The organism is Bacillus sp. MC1252, from assembly GCF_056838025.1.
Map to the genome: position 1 here is coordinate 2300766 of NZ_CM166369.1, position 13933 is coordinate 2314698.

Consider the following 13933-nt stretch of genomic DNA (forward strand, 5'->3'; position numbering starts at 1 on the left):
TGTCAGCCCCCCTATTGTGGTATTTTTAATTTTTGACCAGGGAAAATCCAATGCCCTGGTTGTCTAATATTTCGTCTACTTCGTTTGATCATAGCGGCTTTATTTGCATTCCAAATGCGGCGCCACTTTGTGCTGTCACCATAGAAACGACCAGAAATATCCCACAAGGTATCACCCTTTTTAACGGTGTACACTTTTGGTGCGCCTTTTGAGCTGCGTTTTTTGCTGCTCTTTTTGGCTTTCCGTTTAATTTTTCTAGGTGATGCGGTTTTGTATTCTTTCAGCTGCAGCGTGAATTCTCGATCACCAACATCATAAGTACCTTCGTTGTGATTGAAGCTTTCTATGCTGCATTGCATATTGATTTTGGTTCCAGTAACGATAAAGCGCACAGGCTTTTTTGATTTCATGAATCGCTCTATTTTGGCAATAGCATTCTCTGGTGATGGAATGTTTTTATATTCAGCGATCGGTGTATATTTCTTTGGAAAAAAGGCTGTAAATGAAATTTGGCGAGCCCCTGGTACATCCAAGAATGTGAGCTCACCAAATTTTGATACTTTGATAGATTCATTTTGTACGTTGTTGTTCAGTTCAAGTTTCTCTGGAAGGACAGGGAATCGTAATTTGTCCTTTCCTTGCGAAATCCATAATTGATATTTTGATTTAGCCATCGATCACGACTCCCTTCGTTCCTGTGTTGATTTCATTTTCTAATTCATCAACCAACATCTGTTTGATCTTTTCAACAAGTGAATCTTCATCTTGGCCATTATGATAATGCTGCTCACCATTAAAATTAATGATGATCTGTTTTGATCCACCAGAAACAGTCGATGCATTCGATGTGCCAGCTGTTACTGTTTGCACCTGCCCTTGTGAAAGCTCGGATGATGCAGAGTTGGCTGGATCGTATACGTCCATTCCTAAAGCCTGTGCTGCTTGCGCCAACAAGTAACGGCCACGAATGCTTCGTTCTTCAGGAATAATCCATTCACGCTTGTTGCCTTCACCAACTCTGGCGATTTGCTCTTGCGTGATTAAACCACCGTTTGCATAACCCTTATATGGTCCGCCGTTTCTAATACTTCTCAATCCAGGCGTATTATAGACACTTCCATATCTGCCCTTAATGTAGTTAATGGCCGCTACGGCATTATGGATTGGGTTCCAAATGTCATTCATGCCTTTGCCTTTATTGGAGTTAAATGTCGGTCCAATGGTTTGCATTAAGCCTTTAGAAGGTGTTCCTTTCTTGGCATTGGAATCCCACAGGTTGATCGCTTTCGGGTTTCCACGTGACTCATTCTGCGCGATTGTCATCAAACCAGGTAGCCAGCTCATCGATGTGCCTGTTGCCATTAAAGCAGCCATGAGCCATTGTTGAACACTTAGGTTAGATGCACCCATGCCGCTAAATGCAGCGATTAAAGAACCGGCTTGATTCTCTGCGAATTTCTTCACATCAACTGAATCAAGACCTTTGACGACACCGATCGATGCAAATTTCCCAAGACTCATCATGACACGTGAAGGAGAATGAATGTCTAATTCCTCTCTAAACGCCTGTTCTACTTTCTTCGCCATGTCTTTGGCTGCTTGTGTCACTTCGCTTCCTTTGGAACGCATACCGCTGTTAAAGGCATCAATCATTCCTGAACCCCAGGAAGGTGACTCTTGGCGAGCGGATAAGAAAGGTTGTCTTACATTTTGATCTAAGAATTGACCTGTGCCAGTTGGTGTCATGTTTTGACCTGCAGCAAAGCCAGTGACAGTTTGCACACCATAAAGCGGAGTCGATGCCTGAATTTGAGTAAATGGTTGCTTGATATTAGCTTGTTTCCACTGTTCAAGTGAAACGACTTTGCTGTTTAAACCTTTTTCAAAGTCAGTGCTAAACTGCTCCCCGTATTTTGATGCGTTGCCGGTCTCCCCAATTGATACCGATCCACTTGCAGAAGTGGAAACTGCTGAAGCAGCTGCCGGCCTCATAGGAGACGATGAACTTGCTGGAGAAGTTGGTGATGCACCGTTTGGCACCACAGACATTCCAAGGTGAGAAGCAGCCTGAGCAAGCAGCATCTTCCCTCGCCCTCTATTGTTTTCAGTCGGAATGACAAATTCTTTTCCCGCCTCGCCTATCCACGAAAGTGTTGGCTTTGTGATATAACCACCGGTGGCGTTTCTGTCTTCTTTCTTCCCTTTAGGTTTCCAACCTGTCTTTTCTTCACCTTTTTTAATAAAGACATTAGCAACTTTCCCACTAACTTCCTTGACTTTATTAACCACATCGCCAACAACACCAAAGATGCCATCCCACGTATTTTTTAGATTCTCAGCATGTGTTTTTAATGGGTTAAATACTTTATCTTCAAACCATGTACTCACTGTTTTCCAAATACCCTTGATGATTCTCCATGCATCCTGAAATTTCTCCCACACAAAGGTAATTGCTGGCTCTGCATACTTTTTATATGGCTGCCACACATACTCATCAAACCAGGTAGCCAGCACAACCCATGATGTTTTAATCCAGTTCCACGTGCTTTTAAACAGGTTCCAGATAAACATGATGGCTGGCAATCCAACATTGATGAAAGGCTGCCATACGAAGGTATCAAACCATACCGCAAATGTACCCCAGACAAACTGAACCCAATTCCAGAACTCGGTTAGTTTATTCCACACCCATACAATGGCTTCAATCGCCACTGATCCAAATGGTTCCCATACATAAGTCATGAACCATGCTGAGAAAACGGACCAGGTGATTTGTATCCAGTTCCACAATTCAACGATCTTGTTCCAGACAAGGGTGATCGCAGCGACCGCAACTTGTCCGTACGGAGTCCATACATTGTCCATGAACCAAGTTGATGCAGCTCCCCAGACGGTACTAATCAATTCCCATCCCACGACAAAAACACCAACCACAAAGTTGATGATTGGAACTGCAAAGTTATAAATCGGCAGCCATACGTTATTCATAAACCATGAAGAAAGCTGACCCCATTTCTCTGTGATCCAGGTCCATGTGTCGCTGAAAAACGTTGTGATAGGTGTTAGAACATTATCATTGAACCAACCGGAAACGGTGGACCATGTGTCTTTAATCCACTGGACTGCATTTTCTGCGCCTTTTACAAGCTCATCCCATTTCTTCTTGATGGTTCCGTCATCAAACATCTTACCGATCCAGTTACCGAGATCACCGCCAAAGATGCTTCCTAAAACTCCACCAATAGCTGTCCCAATTCCAGGCGCGATCAATGTCCCTAGTGCAGCTCCACCGATACCGCCGCCCAGATTGCCAGCAAACCCACCGATCTTTTCACCTTTGTTGTCATTATTCATACCGATAAGTTCTGTGGCTGCAATCAGTGTACCGAGAATAGGAATACGTTTTCCGATGCTCTTTGCACCTTTACCGATACTCCCCAACAATCCACCACCACGCCCTTGGTTTGGTGTGGTTGGTCTTACTGGCTCACCTCTATTGATCCAAGGCTGACGATATTCAGGAGGTCTTGGGTTCCTTGGTGGTCGCCCTGTTCCCCCAGCTCCGCCAATTACACCACCGCTTGTTCCTGGTCCCATTCCTCCTCTTAAACCTTTGCCCCATTTATAAGCAGCAAATGCTCCTGAAAGAATGGATTTAAGTGGCTTTAATAGAGTGGCCACTTTTCCAAGGAATGCGAGCGCAAACGCATTGGCAATCAAAGCACCGGCAATGGATCCTTCGCCTGTGAGGGCATTCCAGTTGATCTCGCCAATCTTCTTGGCGATCCGAATGCCTAATTTCACAGGGTCTAGAGCTTCTAGAAATGATTCAATGAATATCTTTCCAGCCTTTGCTCCTGCATCAGTAAAACTATCTTCAGACTGCTTGTTATCAATTCCAAGCAGCCCATTGATCACACCGTTTATGATGCCACCATAGGTTTTTCCGACATTCTTAGCCATTTTGAAAAGACCAGGCTTTCCTGTCTTTTCCCACCACGCTCCAAAAACGTCTTTTGTGTTATCAAGAACTAGCTTCCACCGAGTTTCAAAGTCCATATTTCTGTATTTTTCTAGCTGTTCAAAGTGCTTCTTCAGCTTAGGGTTGTCCTTAAACTTAACCTTCAGTTCTTGTGTCTGTTTTTTGGTTAACTTCTCACCAGGAAACAGAATTTTAAATTGATCACCAATGAATCCGAAAACACTCTTTGTCGGATCAAGGAAGCTGTTAGCAAATTTCTTGCCCGCTTTTTCAGCTTTGTTTGATAGATCAGTCAGCACAAAGGAATATTCTCCACGCCACGTTCTAAATGCTTCTAGTGCAGGTTGGAACGCAGCTGCTAGTCCTTTGCCCCAAGGCATAAGGATGCTGTTATTGATAAATGATTTGACACCTAGAAATAAGTTGGCCAAGTTGTCCGACATTTTGATCATCATATCGTTGTATTTGCCAAATTCCTTCGTTACTTCTGGCCATGTTTTGGAGATGTCTTTGCCGCTCTTTGCAAGTTTTTCGAGCTTACCTCTGGCATCACCAGAGATCGCCCCCATTTCCTGAAGCGCTGCCGTTGCGTCACCGATAGGACGCCCCGATTTAATGCCGTCATATAAACGTCCCATCCATAGCGCAACTTCTGAGAACGGCCGCTGAACACCTGCAGCAACGTCCCCGACTAGTTTCATTCCTTCAGTCGTAGAAAGGGCATTGCCCGTAAATACTTGGAGGACGCGAGATGACTCGAAAATCTCATCACGAGTAAATGGCGTTTGACCAGCAAAGGCTGTTAGCTCATCCAGACGTGCATCTGCTTTTCCTCTGCTGCCGAGCAGTGTTTCAAAAGCTGTGGTCATGTTTTGTCGATCCGCAACCATTTTGAGCGGTACAACAATCCCGCCTGTTGCACCGGCACCGACTCCAAGCAAACCAAGTGTACTGGTGACAGCTGACACGATCCCTCTCAATGGCTTTGTGATAAGATCAAGAACCTTGATTGTGGTTGTGTAAGTCCGTCCCAAATGGGTATTTGCAAATGAGACAGCTCCACGTACTGGAGCGGTGAAACGGTCGATCGCATTGATCGCCACCCTGTATTCAGTCCCTAACGTGTTCCTTGTATAAGACGCTATACGGCTGACTGTTCGTCGAACCATATCAACGGCTCTAATGGTATAGCTGTAGCCCCGGCCAAGCTGACGCGCTGCATATGAAACAATACGTCTGATCCCTGAGGTTGCACGATCATGGACCGTTATGGCAAACCGTTCTACTTTGCCAAACTTCCGATCGATGTAACGACGAAGCCTGACAAGCCCTGGTGTTGCCTGATCTTTAATGCGCATCAGCACACTATGAGTACGCGGCATCTTGCGTTGTAAGAAGCCATTGAACTTTCGTAGTGCTTTTGTGGCCAGATCATTGACATCAAGCGTCAGCTGATAAGTTCGAGCAAGATCACGCAATACGAAACGCTGCACACGTCTTAATGCGATTGTGGCATTGTCTCTGATTCTTAAAGTGATTGGCCGCTCTGATCTGCGGCGCAATCTATCAAGGCGTTCTAGGTCCCCTCTGATCAAACGCAACTTACGCGTGATCCGGTCTTGTAATTCAAACCGAGCGGTTAAACGAGCCATGTCTTATCCTCCTTTCTTCGATTCCTTTTCAAGCACTTCTAATTTATGGGCTATTAACCCAAACAAAAAGCCCTTGAAACGCCTTGGCGCTTCATAGACCTCTAAGAGTTCAGACGGGGAGTAATGAAGCTCATGCATGCAGTAATACAGATACACAGCCTCTTTGTTCCCGTCCTTTATTAGTTTTTTGCTTCTGTTTCAAGGTCCTCAATTTCATCTTCAAAACCGTTGACCTCAATGGCTTTGTTTAACCAGTTCGCATATTCACCGCCGACAGATAGGACACGCTTTGCCACTTCGACTGGATCTTGGGTGCTGTATGCTTCACGCAATTCTTTTGACTTAAAGTCAGGATAAATAGTTGATTCAACCGCAATACGTGCATAAAAGCGTTGAGAATCTAAGTCTTTCACACGTCCACGACCTTTAACATTCTTGTAAGTCGTGTTTTCTTTTTCCAGTTCATCGATGCGCTCTGTTGTGATCGCTTTGAATACGAATGGAATCACTTCACCCTTTTTATCAACAAAGCGCTTTGAAATGATTGATTTGATTTCTTCTGTCTCAGCTGTTTGTCCTGGCATAAAGAATGAAAGATCATATACGTTGTTTGTTTGTTTTTCGCTCATGTTTAAAAACTCCCTTTGATTTGTTTTTTGAATGCAAAAAAGCACATCCATTTTTGAATGTGCTTTCCAATCTTTTCATGTATAATATAGATCGTACATATGAACGGCTTATAAGGGCGGCCTGGCTCACCCCAGATCGAAAGGGGGTGATGCTCATGTCAACGTTCCAAGCGATTTCCCTAATGCTTTTGTTCGGGATGTTTATCCTTGCCTTGTTGACGTATATAAACAAAAAATAGGCCTCCCTTGATCCTGGTAAGTTCGTAGGGATAACCTATTTCCTGTTTAGCTTCACCATGTAAATAAGCCAGCCCTCTTGTGGGCCTCATTGTACATTGCCGGGATGCTCCAACATCCTGGCTTCTTTTTTGTGTGTTAGTGATACACTAACACACAACCTTTGTTTATAGTATATCAAGCTCTTTTAATTATAACAAATTTGTACAAAGAAATTTAAAACAGAATGCCTTTCGATAATATTCTATACAGTGACATTCTAATTTATTCACAATAACCAGCTACTCAATTAAAGAGCAGCTAGTTACATTGCCTTAGGGGATCTCTCCTTACTATATGCCAACGCCCTTAAAAAGAATCTTTCAACTTCTCAGGAAGATCGAAGTCCTCAAACGTGAAAGGAACCTCTTCTTCCAGTGCTTCTGAATCCACATCAAGCCCTGCAATTTTAGCTGAATCAAAGTTCACATCAAACAATGTGACACGCTCTGTGCCGCGGCCGGATGATTTGTCATCCAGTACTGCTTGAATAGTGAAATACGGATCTTGTCCTTTTTTTACATAGTTCAGCATGAGCTGAACGAAACGTGATGTTACTTTATAGAAAGTCGCTGTGCCGGTCCCATTCGCACCGGTTGTCTTGTGACCGGTCATACGACGGCCCATAACGTTAACTTCTGATTTGTTTTTCTCCACGTTTGCTTCAAACGTCTTGATGAACGCCAATTCCTCACCATCGAGGAATAAACGTCCTTCCTTACCTGAAATGGTATTCTGCGCTTTAAAAGCCATCTTATTTCACCTCTACATTGAAATAGAATTTTTCAGCTGCATCAACAGGTTGAACAGCTAGATCAATCAAGAAACCGTCACGATCTTCATTCAAAGCGATCGTAATATCTGTTTCAGAATCAAAGCCAGTGATTCCAGATCCATCTTGGAGCTGCGTGAGATATTGCGTGATGAGTGTTTTCACCAGCTGCAGCCCATCATCAGATGCCGGAATGTCATTGCCATTTGCTTTGCGTAACTTAATCAAATCCTTCAATTCTCTCGTTAGATCGTTGTTGATCGCATCGAGCACTCGAATGATCTTGTTTTTAGCGAATGTCTTGTTCTTCTCGGTTGTGTAAGTCGTTAAGGAGTTAATATCCTTTTCAACGCTTACTGTGCGATCTCTCGCATCAAACGTGAACAAGAATTCCCCTTGTGATAAGCGATATTCCACTTGGTCATTATCCAAGCGCTCTAACGTGTCCACAGCGCCTTCATATTCAACAAATGTCAGTGACTGATTGAAATTGGCTCCTGCAGATGCACCGGCAACCCATGCAGTTGCTTTGGCTGGCGTGATCTCTGTGCCGTCTTCTAGCAGAACGCCACTTGTGACATTGATAATTCCTTCATGATCAGCCGAATAGTTTGCTAAAACCCCTTGCACCTTGCGCCCTTGATCATCACGCAGCCGCTTGATGAAAGCCACAAATGTCGCTTTTAACTGCTCGCTAGTGTTATTAGGCAGCGCGATCACGTCAAAGTATTCTGTTTCAGCTGCTTCAAGAAATGCTGTGTAATCTGCCACGCTTGGCACACCGTTTTTCCCACCGCTTAGTGTTACGCCAGCTGTGATAGTCACTTCACCTTCACCAGAAAATTGAACGTATTTGTTTTGCTTCAGCTCTTTGACATCAGTGACAACCTGCTTATCGACAATGTCTGTACCCACGTAAGTCACCACATCACGCTTGGAGCTGTCCAATACGTTTTCAGTGACTTGGATCGTGACCTCATTACCTTTCTGTCCGCCATAATTAGCAAGCACATTGAAATTCTCGCTGATCTGAGCCTTTGCAGGCTCCCCTTCATTCAGGCGATAAAGCAAGACTGTTTGTGCTTTTTTCTTCGCTTCTCGGAAAAGAAGCAGTGATTTGTCATCGATGTTTAATCCGACTTTTTTATTTAAGTCCTCGATGCCTGAGATAGAGATGAACGTCTTAGGCTCTCCCCAACTCATCGTAATCGGAAGTGCAACGGTTCCGCGATCACCTAACGTGATACGCTGCTGTGCTGTGGTTTTAAAATTGAAGTAGATACCAGGACGCTTCTTTTCTGTACCTGGCGTGAAAGTACCTCCATTCATGCTTAAACCTCCTTAGACAAAAAAGCATCAATCTGCTTTCTCGCTTCTGTTTTTGTAATTGGTTGATCTTTGATATAAAAAAGAGCACCTTCAAGGATTTCAGGCTTTACGCCAAACAATTCCTTGCTGTGCTCTTTCAAGGCTTCAAATGAAAATGCTGCTTCTTTAGGAAGAACCGGAGCGGCTTTTTCTTCTTTCACCTGTGATTCATTTTTAGTCTTGCTCACGTTTGATCACCCCGTCTGAAAAATTTATGTCGTCAAGGCTTGGCTGCGCGTCTCGGTTGTACCAATAGGCACTATCCCATGTGAGGACGATCGTTGCCACACCTTGATCTGCAATCCTAGTTTCCGCCCTCTTGATTCGCATATATTGATCGAGCGGTTTACCGTCTTCAGCAACCATCTGAATGATATTACGATCCGCTGATAAGGCATCAACGATTGTTTCTGCCGCATCATGAGCCTGCCCAGAATCCTTGTGAAACACTTTTATATGCAGCGTGTATGTTTTGAGAAACGTTGAAACAGTATCGTTTTTTGTGTTTGTCCATGCTGCAGGAAAGTACATCGATGGGATCTGAAACTGTTCAGGAATCTCTTTTTCATATACTTTCACCGGAAACCGCTTGTAACAATAATTCATGATGGCGCCGACTTCTTGATTCATCTAATCACCGCCCAAATTGTTCATCGATCCATTGCTGCAGCTTGCGGTCCAATGATTGTTCAAACATCTGTTCAAAGATGGCTATTGCATTATCCCAATAGCCGCTGCCCTCAACCCATTGAAATTTTAGGAGCATCCCTGTTTCGGCATTTGGGTCATATTCAAATCTGTCCCCAACCCACCTACCAGGAACCCATCGCCTGTCCTGATTTTTACTAGGATCAATTGTAAAGTGTCCATCGTTTGTGTAAGATGCATATTCCAAGTTGGTCCCTACATCCAGGGTGAGACCACCGCTGCTCATAGAAAATACGTTTTCTTGGTCTCCCTTTTGGAATGAGTTGAGCAAACGGCGAACATCCACCGTTTTTGTACGAATAACCTCATCCTGAACGATATCAAGAAACTCATAGCCCATTCCTTCAAGCCACTCTTCATATTCTGCTTGCAAGCCGCCATTAACAGCTGCATTCAAGTCCTCAATGAATTGATCAAGACCATCAATCCTCATAGGCTTTCACTCCTTGTGGCTACCACCTCAATGTGGTGGTTTTTGATCCGTCTGGGCTTTTGCAGTTTCAAAGTAATGCCCTCCCATACTACTTTGTCATTAAGTCGGACATCGGCAGTAATAGGAAAATGAACAAGATACGATTGATGAATAGTTGCGTTTGGCTCCTGCTGTGTGATGTTTTGATTTTTCTCTGTGAAGTAACAGGCTTGATCGACTTGATCAGGCTCATCAGGATATGAAAAGACCGGCTGCGCATCTTGGACAGGTATTCCATAGAGATTGCCTGTTTTTTGTTCTTCCTGCAGATGATATATATCGCATCGATCCGTTAATAATGATTGATAGCTCATAGCGATCTCAACCTTAACTTGACGTTGCCTGGATCTTCTGGCGCTTCTCCTGGCTCGATATAATCTATCAACAGGTTATACACATCTGGCTTTGAAACGGCGTTACCATCTGCCAGTGTATAAGAGTAGTCACCAATCTTTTCAGACTTGTATCCTTTGATGATCGACTCATCTCCATTGATCAGCGCGAAGAATTGTGCCATTTTAATCAATGCAATCTTCACCTTTTCAGGAAGTGGCTGATATTTTTCACTTGTGAAATCATGACCTGCGATCTTAAATACCTCAGCTTCAGCCTCGATGATGTCACTTTCCAATAGTTCATCCGAGCGGTATTTCACAGATTCAAAGACTGTATATGCCCTAACATCTTCAGGAGAGATCAGCATCAGCCTTACTCTCCTGCTTTTTCTTGCTGCTGTTGATTTTCAAGGATGAAGGCAATTCTTTCACTTTCATTCTTGAACTCAGACGGATCGCCGCCAAGATCAACAATAACGGCTTCTTGTCCATCTTTTTTCATATCCTTCAATTCAGTTTCAGTGTAGATTTTTGCTTCTTGTGCCGGTTCTTCTGACGGCTTTTCTTTTGTTTGATCATCCGTTTTTGGATCATCAACAGGAACATCATGCTGCTTACAATCAAAGAACTCATTGCCATCGAGATATTGAAAAACCTTTTTTTCAATCTCCTTAACTTGGTTAAGAAGAAAGACATGCCCCATCACAGAGTATGTCTTTCCCTTGATCAATTCAACTGTATACATATTGATCACTCCTTGACCTTGATGATCTTAGCAACAGCATCCTCTTCCTCAAATTTGCTGTCTAGCTTCGCAGTCAACACAATGATGAATTTACGTCTGCGGATATCCTTTTCAACCTCAATACGAATATTGCGTGAGAATCCAAGGATGATGTTTTTTGGATGAGTCAATAAGATATCCGAAACATCTGTGCCGTCCTCTCCCATTTCATATGGCTGCATGTTTGCAATACCTTTGACCGGCACACCGAATGCAGAAGAAAGACCACCTTGTACAGCTGCATCTCCTAGATTCGTTTGACGATCCGCTACTTTGTCTTTCCACTCGACTTCTTGTCCTGGCGATGTGTAAAAACGGAATTCTTGTGGAATACGCAAATATTTAGATGGAACAGCTTTGTACCCTTGTTTGAATACTTGGCGTGTAAGTGGTTCACCAGCTACATCTACGATATGAGATGTTGCTTGCTTACGAATACCATCTAGCTGCGCAAGGTAAGCATCAGATGACGCTGTGTCACCATTTAGGATTAATTCTTCAATATCAACAGCTGCACGCTCAGCGAGCATTTGCATGATAGTATTTTGTAAATTATCACCCTCGATGTTATTTTCAAGCGTGTCATATGTGATATTTACTTCAGCGATGACTTCTTTTGCATTAAGCTCCACAGTGCTTGTTGTTGGCGCAGTCTTTTGTTCATTAGTTAAACCTACACCTTCTTGACCAGGACGAAGAATCCGCTGACCAAAACCGATTTTTTCAATTTTTTGTGCATCACTATCCATTGGAATGACACGTGCATCTTGTAGCAGTGTTGGTGCATTTTGCACCATACGAATAAATGTGCTTGATTGGGTCGGATTCATGAGACCGCCTGTCTTTAAAGTAGCAAGCGTCACTTCCGCTTTGTTAATTACCTCTTGATTTCTCACTCTAGTTCCTCCTTTTTCTCGGCTTAAAGCAAGCCGTCCCATACCGTTTCAGATTTTTGCAAGTCTTGTTGTTGTGCATCCTCTACGCCATTACCTTCCGGACGTGCTTTTTCAAGGGCTTCGACTCTTTCAACAACTGGAGCCATTGCTTTTTCTACAGCTGCGGCCATTTCTTTTGCGACAGCTTCATCCGTTTGGTTTTCTTGCGGATCAGGTTGTTGCTCGCCTTCTCCTTTTTCAAGGTCTTCAAGTCGTTTTACAACCGGTGCAATTGTGTCCTCTAGCATCTTTTGCAGATCTTCTTTTTTCACTTCTTCGTTCTCCTCCTTCTCTTCCGCTTGACTCAACAGATTGTCGATAGCGGCTCTTGCATTTTTCAATTCAGTTAAGTTAGCAGCGGAAAACTTTCGGCCAGCTTTTGCGACTTCTTCAGGTGGATCAGTTTGGATCCCAGCCAAGTCATCAGTAAGCAAAATCTCTTGTGTAATTTCCACAAAGTCTTGCAGTGCTGCCCTTACCTTTTCAGGATCAGTCTCCAAATCTTCATCGGTGTAGGAATCCCATTTAAACAAAACGGAATTCAGTGCATCTTGTGCCGCCCAAAACTCACGACGCATGCGGCCTTTGTCGTATCGGTTCTTTACTTCTCCTTTTGATAAAAAGAAGTTTTTGAGCAAAGAAAAAAGCCCCTTCTCATCAGAAGCTGGCTTGTGATCTTCTTGTTTTCCTATGTCTGCTGTTCCGGCCATTGAGTATCCGGTGATCTCACCCTTTTGAATCTGTTCCCAAATTTCATCGGAAGCCTTCGTCACAAGGACCCACGATCCTTTCTTGATAATCTCATCGCCCATTTCAAAGTCAGATGGAGCAATGTACGATTCAACGACTTCCCCGACACCGCCTTGGAAATCATGCTGCTTGTCGATCTCACGTGCATCCTTCAGGAACCCATGAGCAGCTTTTTCGATCTCTTCTGGTGTCATGTAATCCCCATGTGCATCTGCTACGTTTGGTTCGTAGACAATACCGTACACTAGACGCTGTGCATCATCTGCTTTGGCAATGACCTTGATCTCTTTTTGAAAGTCATTTTCTTTTTCTGATTTCATAAAAAAAAACTGCTTTTGATTAGCAGCCTTGTCTACGTATGAAACGTGTGTGATCTTTGCATTAATCAATTCCCGTGGCATATTTTCACCCCCTTTCAAGCTCCTATTTAAAGATCTTTAAAATTAACTATTGAAATAAGTTGTTGTTCCTTTACTTCTACATTGAACGGTTGAGTTTCATCAAAAACAATTGACACTTTTTTATTACCTGATCCCAGTTCGATTGCAGGAGGAACAGAATAAACAACTTCATCTTTTACTTGATCTGTTACTGCTTTTTCTATTAATTTTTCTAAGACATTACTATTTGAAATCTGCTGCAATATCCAATCACCCAAGTTTCTTATTGGTAAATATTTCGCCAAATCGCCAATAATGTCTATTATTTTGTCTTCCCATTTTCCAGGAATTTTATCTTTAATGTAAGTCTTTATTTCATCAATAACATTGTTCTGTATCCTAGATGCAATGTCATTAGGTAGATTTAAGCTATGAAGATCAAAATTATTTAAACCCACTATAATATCCCGATTATTCACAAAGCATTTCATATTTGCAGAAAAATTAGGCTGAACAAAGTCTTCAAGCCCAATAGTTAACCTGATATCAGGGTTTGCACCAAAGAAATCCCAACTAAATACTCTTAATCCCCCTATTTTAAGCTCACCATGTATTCTTTCAACGTCAACTTCAATTACTATATTTAACAATCTGAATTGAACCTCAACATTATTCAAATCAATAAGATTTGGCTCGTTTAGACTAAGACTGTTCATTTTTATTTTTTCGATATGCACATTTCCAATTACTTTAACCCCTGACTGCTCAATAATAACATCACTTAAAGTAGTCTCTTGTTTGAAATTCTCTAGATTCCTTTTTATAAATGAATCAAGAGTTGTTTGAGACAGAGAAATTTCAAGTTTGTTCATAAATAATCCTCCTTAAAG

General features: G+C 42.8%; 16 protein-coding genes. 1 reads left to right on the top strand and 15 read right to left on the bottom strand.

From position 1 onward, the window contains the following. Positions 1 to 11: 11 nt before the first annotated feature. Genes ACYH0L_RS11765 through ACYH0L_RS11780 form a run of 4 tightly spaced genes read right to left on the bottom strand, consistent with a single transcriptional unit; the run spans position 12 to position 6263 of the window. Positions 12 to 674 (bottom strand): LysM peptidoglycan-binding domain-containing protein, encoded by a 663-nt coding sequence (locus ACYH0L_RS11765; RefSeq protein WP_087977383.1) that lies wholly within the window; start codon positions 672 to 674, stop codon positions 12 to 14. Further along, positions 667 to 5634, bottom strand: a complete 4968-nt coding sequence (locus ACYH0L_RS11770) for a transglycosylase SLT domain-containing protein (RefSeq protein WP_482354043.1) — start codon at positions 5632 to 5634, stop codon at positions 667 to 669. Before ACYH0L_RS11770 ends, ACYH0L_RS11765 begins: the two co-directional genes overlap by 8 nt. A 3-nt stretch (positions 5635 to 5637) precedes the next feature. Further along, a complete protein-coding gene (locus ACYH0L_RS11775; protein ID WP_008361258.1) occupies positions 5638 to 5790 on the bottom strand; it encodes a hypothetical protein in 153 nt (50 codons plus the stop codon). Between the two features lie 23 nt (positions 5791 to 5813). Beyond that, positions 5814 to 6263 carry a phage tail assembly chaperone gene (locus ACYH0L_RS11780; protein ID WP_095285430.1) on the bottom strand — a complete coding sequence of 150 codons (450 nt, stop codon included), beginning with the start codon at positions 6261 to 6263 and terminating at the stop codon, positions 5814 to 5816. Between the two features lie 182 nt (positions 6264 to 6445). On the opposite strand from ACYH0L_RS11780, the gene ACYH0L_RS11785 reads away from it, so the two are divergent. After that, entirely contained in the window at positions 6446 to 6502 is a 57-nt protein-coding gene (locus tag ACYH0L_RS11785) for a putative holin-like toxin (RefSeq protein WP_229200408.1), read from the top strand. 346 nt (positions 6503 to 6848) lie between these two features. Here ACYH0L_RS11785 and ACYH0L_RS11790 read toward each other — a convergent pair whose 3' ends face one another. Genes ACYH0L_RS11790 through ACYH0L_RS11840 form a run of 11 tightly spaced genes read right to left on the bottom strand, consistent with a single transcriptional unit; the run spans position 6849 to position 13915 of the window. Further along, positions 6849 to 7292 (bottom strand): phage tail tube protein, encoded by a 444-nt coding sequence (locus tag ACYH0L_RS11790; protein ID WP_034282378.1) that lies wholly within the window; start codon positions 7290 to 7292, stop codon positions 6849 to 6851. A gap of 1 nt (position 7293) precedes the next feature. Next, the gene (locus ACYH0L_RS11795; protein ID WP_482354044.1) at positions 7294 to 8640 is read right to left on the bottom strand and encodes a phage tail sheath family protein; all 1347 of its coding nucleotides are present in this window, start codon (positions 8638 to 8640) and stop codon (positions 7294 to 7296) included. 2 nt (positions 8641 to 8642) lie between these two features. Continuing rightward, positions 8643 to 8867: a YqzN/YkzM domain-containing protein gene (locus ACYH0L_RS11800; RefSeq protein WP_410612589.1), complete on the bottom strand. Its 225-nt coding sequence runs from the start codon at positions 8865 to 8867 to the stop codon at positions 8643 to 8645. Then, entirely contained in the window at positions 8854 to 9309 is a 456-nt protein-coding gene (locus ACYH0L_RS11805) for a phage tail terminator family protein (protein ID WP_482354045.1), read from the bottom strand. The genes ACYH0L_RS11800 and ACYH0L_RS11805 overlap by 14 nt, the downstream gene beginning before the upstream one ends. Before the next feature lie 4 nt (positions 9310 to 9313). After that, entirely contained in the window at positions 9314 to 9820 is a 507-nt protein-coding gene (locus tag ACYH0L_RS11810) for an HK97 gp10 family phage protein (RefSeq protein ID WP_482354046.1), read from the bottom strand. After that, positions 9817 to 10173, bottom strand: coding sequence for a DUF3599 family protein (locus ACYH0L_RS11815; RefSeq protein WP_482354047.1), 357 nt, complete (start codon positions 10171 to 10173; stop codon positions 9817 to 9819). The genes ACYH0L_RS11810 and ACYH0L_RS11815 overlap by 4 nt, the downstream gene beginning before the upstream one ends. Further along, a complete protein-coding gene (gene yqbG / locus ACYH0L_RS11820) occupies positions 10170 to 10562 on the bottom strand; it encodes a protein YqbG (RefSeq protein WP_482354048.1) in 393 nt (130 codons plus the stop codon). The genes ACYH0L_RS11815 and yqbG overlap by 4 nt, the downstream gene beginning before the upstream one ends. Positions 10563 to 10567: 5 nt before the next feature. After that, a complete protein-coding gene (locus ACYH0L_RS11825; RefSeq protein ID WP_482354049.1) occupies positions 10568 to 10939 on the bottom strand; it encodes a YqbF domain-containing protein in 372 nt (123 codons plus the stop codon). A gap of 5 nt (positions 10940 to 10944) precedes the next feature. Next, complete coding sequence (locus ACYH0L_RS11830; protein ID WP_482354050.1) at positions 10945 to 11874, bottom strand: phage major capsid protein; 930 nt, start codon at positions 11872 to 11874, stop codon at positions 10945 to 10947. 23 nt (positions 11875 to 11897) lie between these two features. Further along, entirely contained in the window at positions 11898 to 13064 is a 1167-nt protein-coding gene (locus tag ACYH0L_RS11835; RefSeq protein WP_482354051.1) for an XkdF-like putative serine protease domain-containing protein, read from the bottom strand. A gap of 26 nt (positions 13065 to 13090) precedes the next feature. After that, a complete protein-coding gene (locus tag ACYH0L_RS11840) occupies positions 13091 to 13915 on the bottom strand; it encodes a hypothetical protein (protein WP_482354052.1) in 825 nt (274 codons plus the stop codon). Between the last annotated feature and the right edge of the window lie 18 nt (positions 13916 to 13933).

What these genes read in the sequence shown, in the direction of transcription:
- ACYH0L_RS11765 (WP_087977383.1), bottom strand. Translation starts at nt 674, where the DNA reads ATGGCTAAATCAAAATATCAATTATGGATTTCGCAAGGAAAGGACAAA.
- ACYH0L_RS11770 (WP_482354043.1), bottom strand. Translation starts at nt 5,634, where the DNA reads ATGGCTCGTTTAACCGCTCGGTTTGAATTACAAGACCGGATCACGCGT.
- ACYH0L_RS11780 (WP_095285430.1), bottom strand. Translation starts at nt 6,263, where the DNA reads ATGAGCGAAAAACAAACAAACAACGTATATGATCTTTCATTCTTTATG.
- ACYH0L_RS11790 (WP_034282378.1), bottom strand. Translation starts at nt 7,292, where the DNA reads ATGGCTTTTAAAGCGCAGAATACCATTTCAGGTAAGGAAGGACGTTTA.
- ACYH0L_RS11795 (WP_482354044.1), bottom strand. Translation starts at nt 8,640, where the DNA reads ATGAATGGAGGTACTTTCACGCCAGGTACAGAAAAGAAGCGTCCTGGT.
- ACYH0L_RS11805 (WP_482354045.1), bottom strand. Translation starts at nt 9,309, where the DNA reads ATGAATCAAGAAGTCGGCGCCATCATGAATTATTGTTACAAGCGGTTT.
- ACYH0L_RS11810 (WP_482354046.1), bottom strand. Translation starts at nt 9,820, where the DNA reads ATGAGGATTGATGGTCTTGATCAATTCATTGAGGACTTGAATGCAGCT.
- ACYH0L_RS11815 (WP_482354047.1), bottom strand. Translation starts at nt 10,173, where the DNA reads ATGAGCTATCAATCATTATTAACGGATCGATGCGATATATATCATCTG.
- yqbG (WP_482354048.1), bottom strand. Translation starts at nt 10,562, where the DNA reads ATGCTGATCTCTCCTGAAGATGTTAGGGCATATACAGTCTTTGAATCT.
- ACYH0L_RS11825 (WP_482354049.1), bottom strand. Translation starts at nt 10,939, where the DNA reads ATGTATACAGTTGAATTGATCAAGGGAAAGACATACTCTGTGATGGGG.
- ACYH0L_RS11835 (WP_482354051.1), bottom strand. Translation starts at nt 13,064, where the DNA reads ATGCCACGGGAATTGATTAATGCAAAGATCACACACGTTTCATACGTA.
- ACYH0L_RS11840 (WP_482354052.1), bottom strand. Translation starts at nt 13,915, where the DNA reads ATGAACAAACTTGAAATTTCTCTGTCTCAAACAACTCTTGATTCATTT.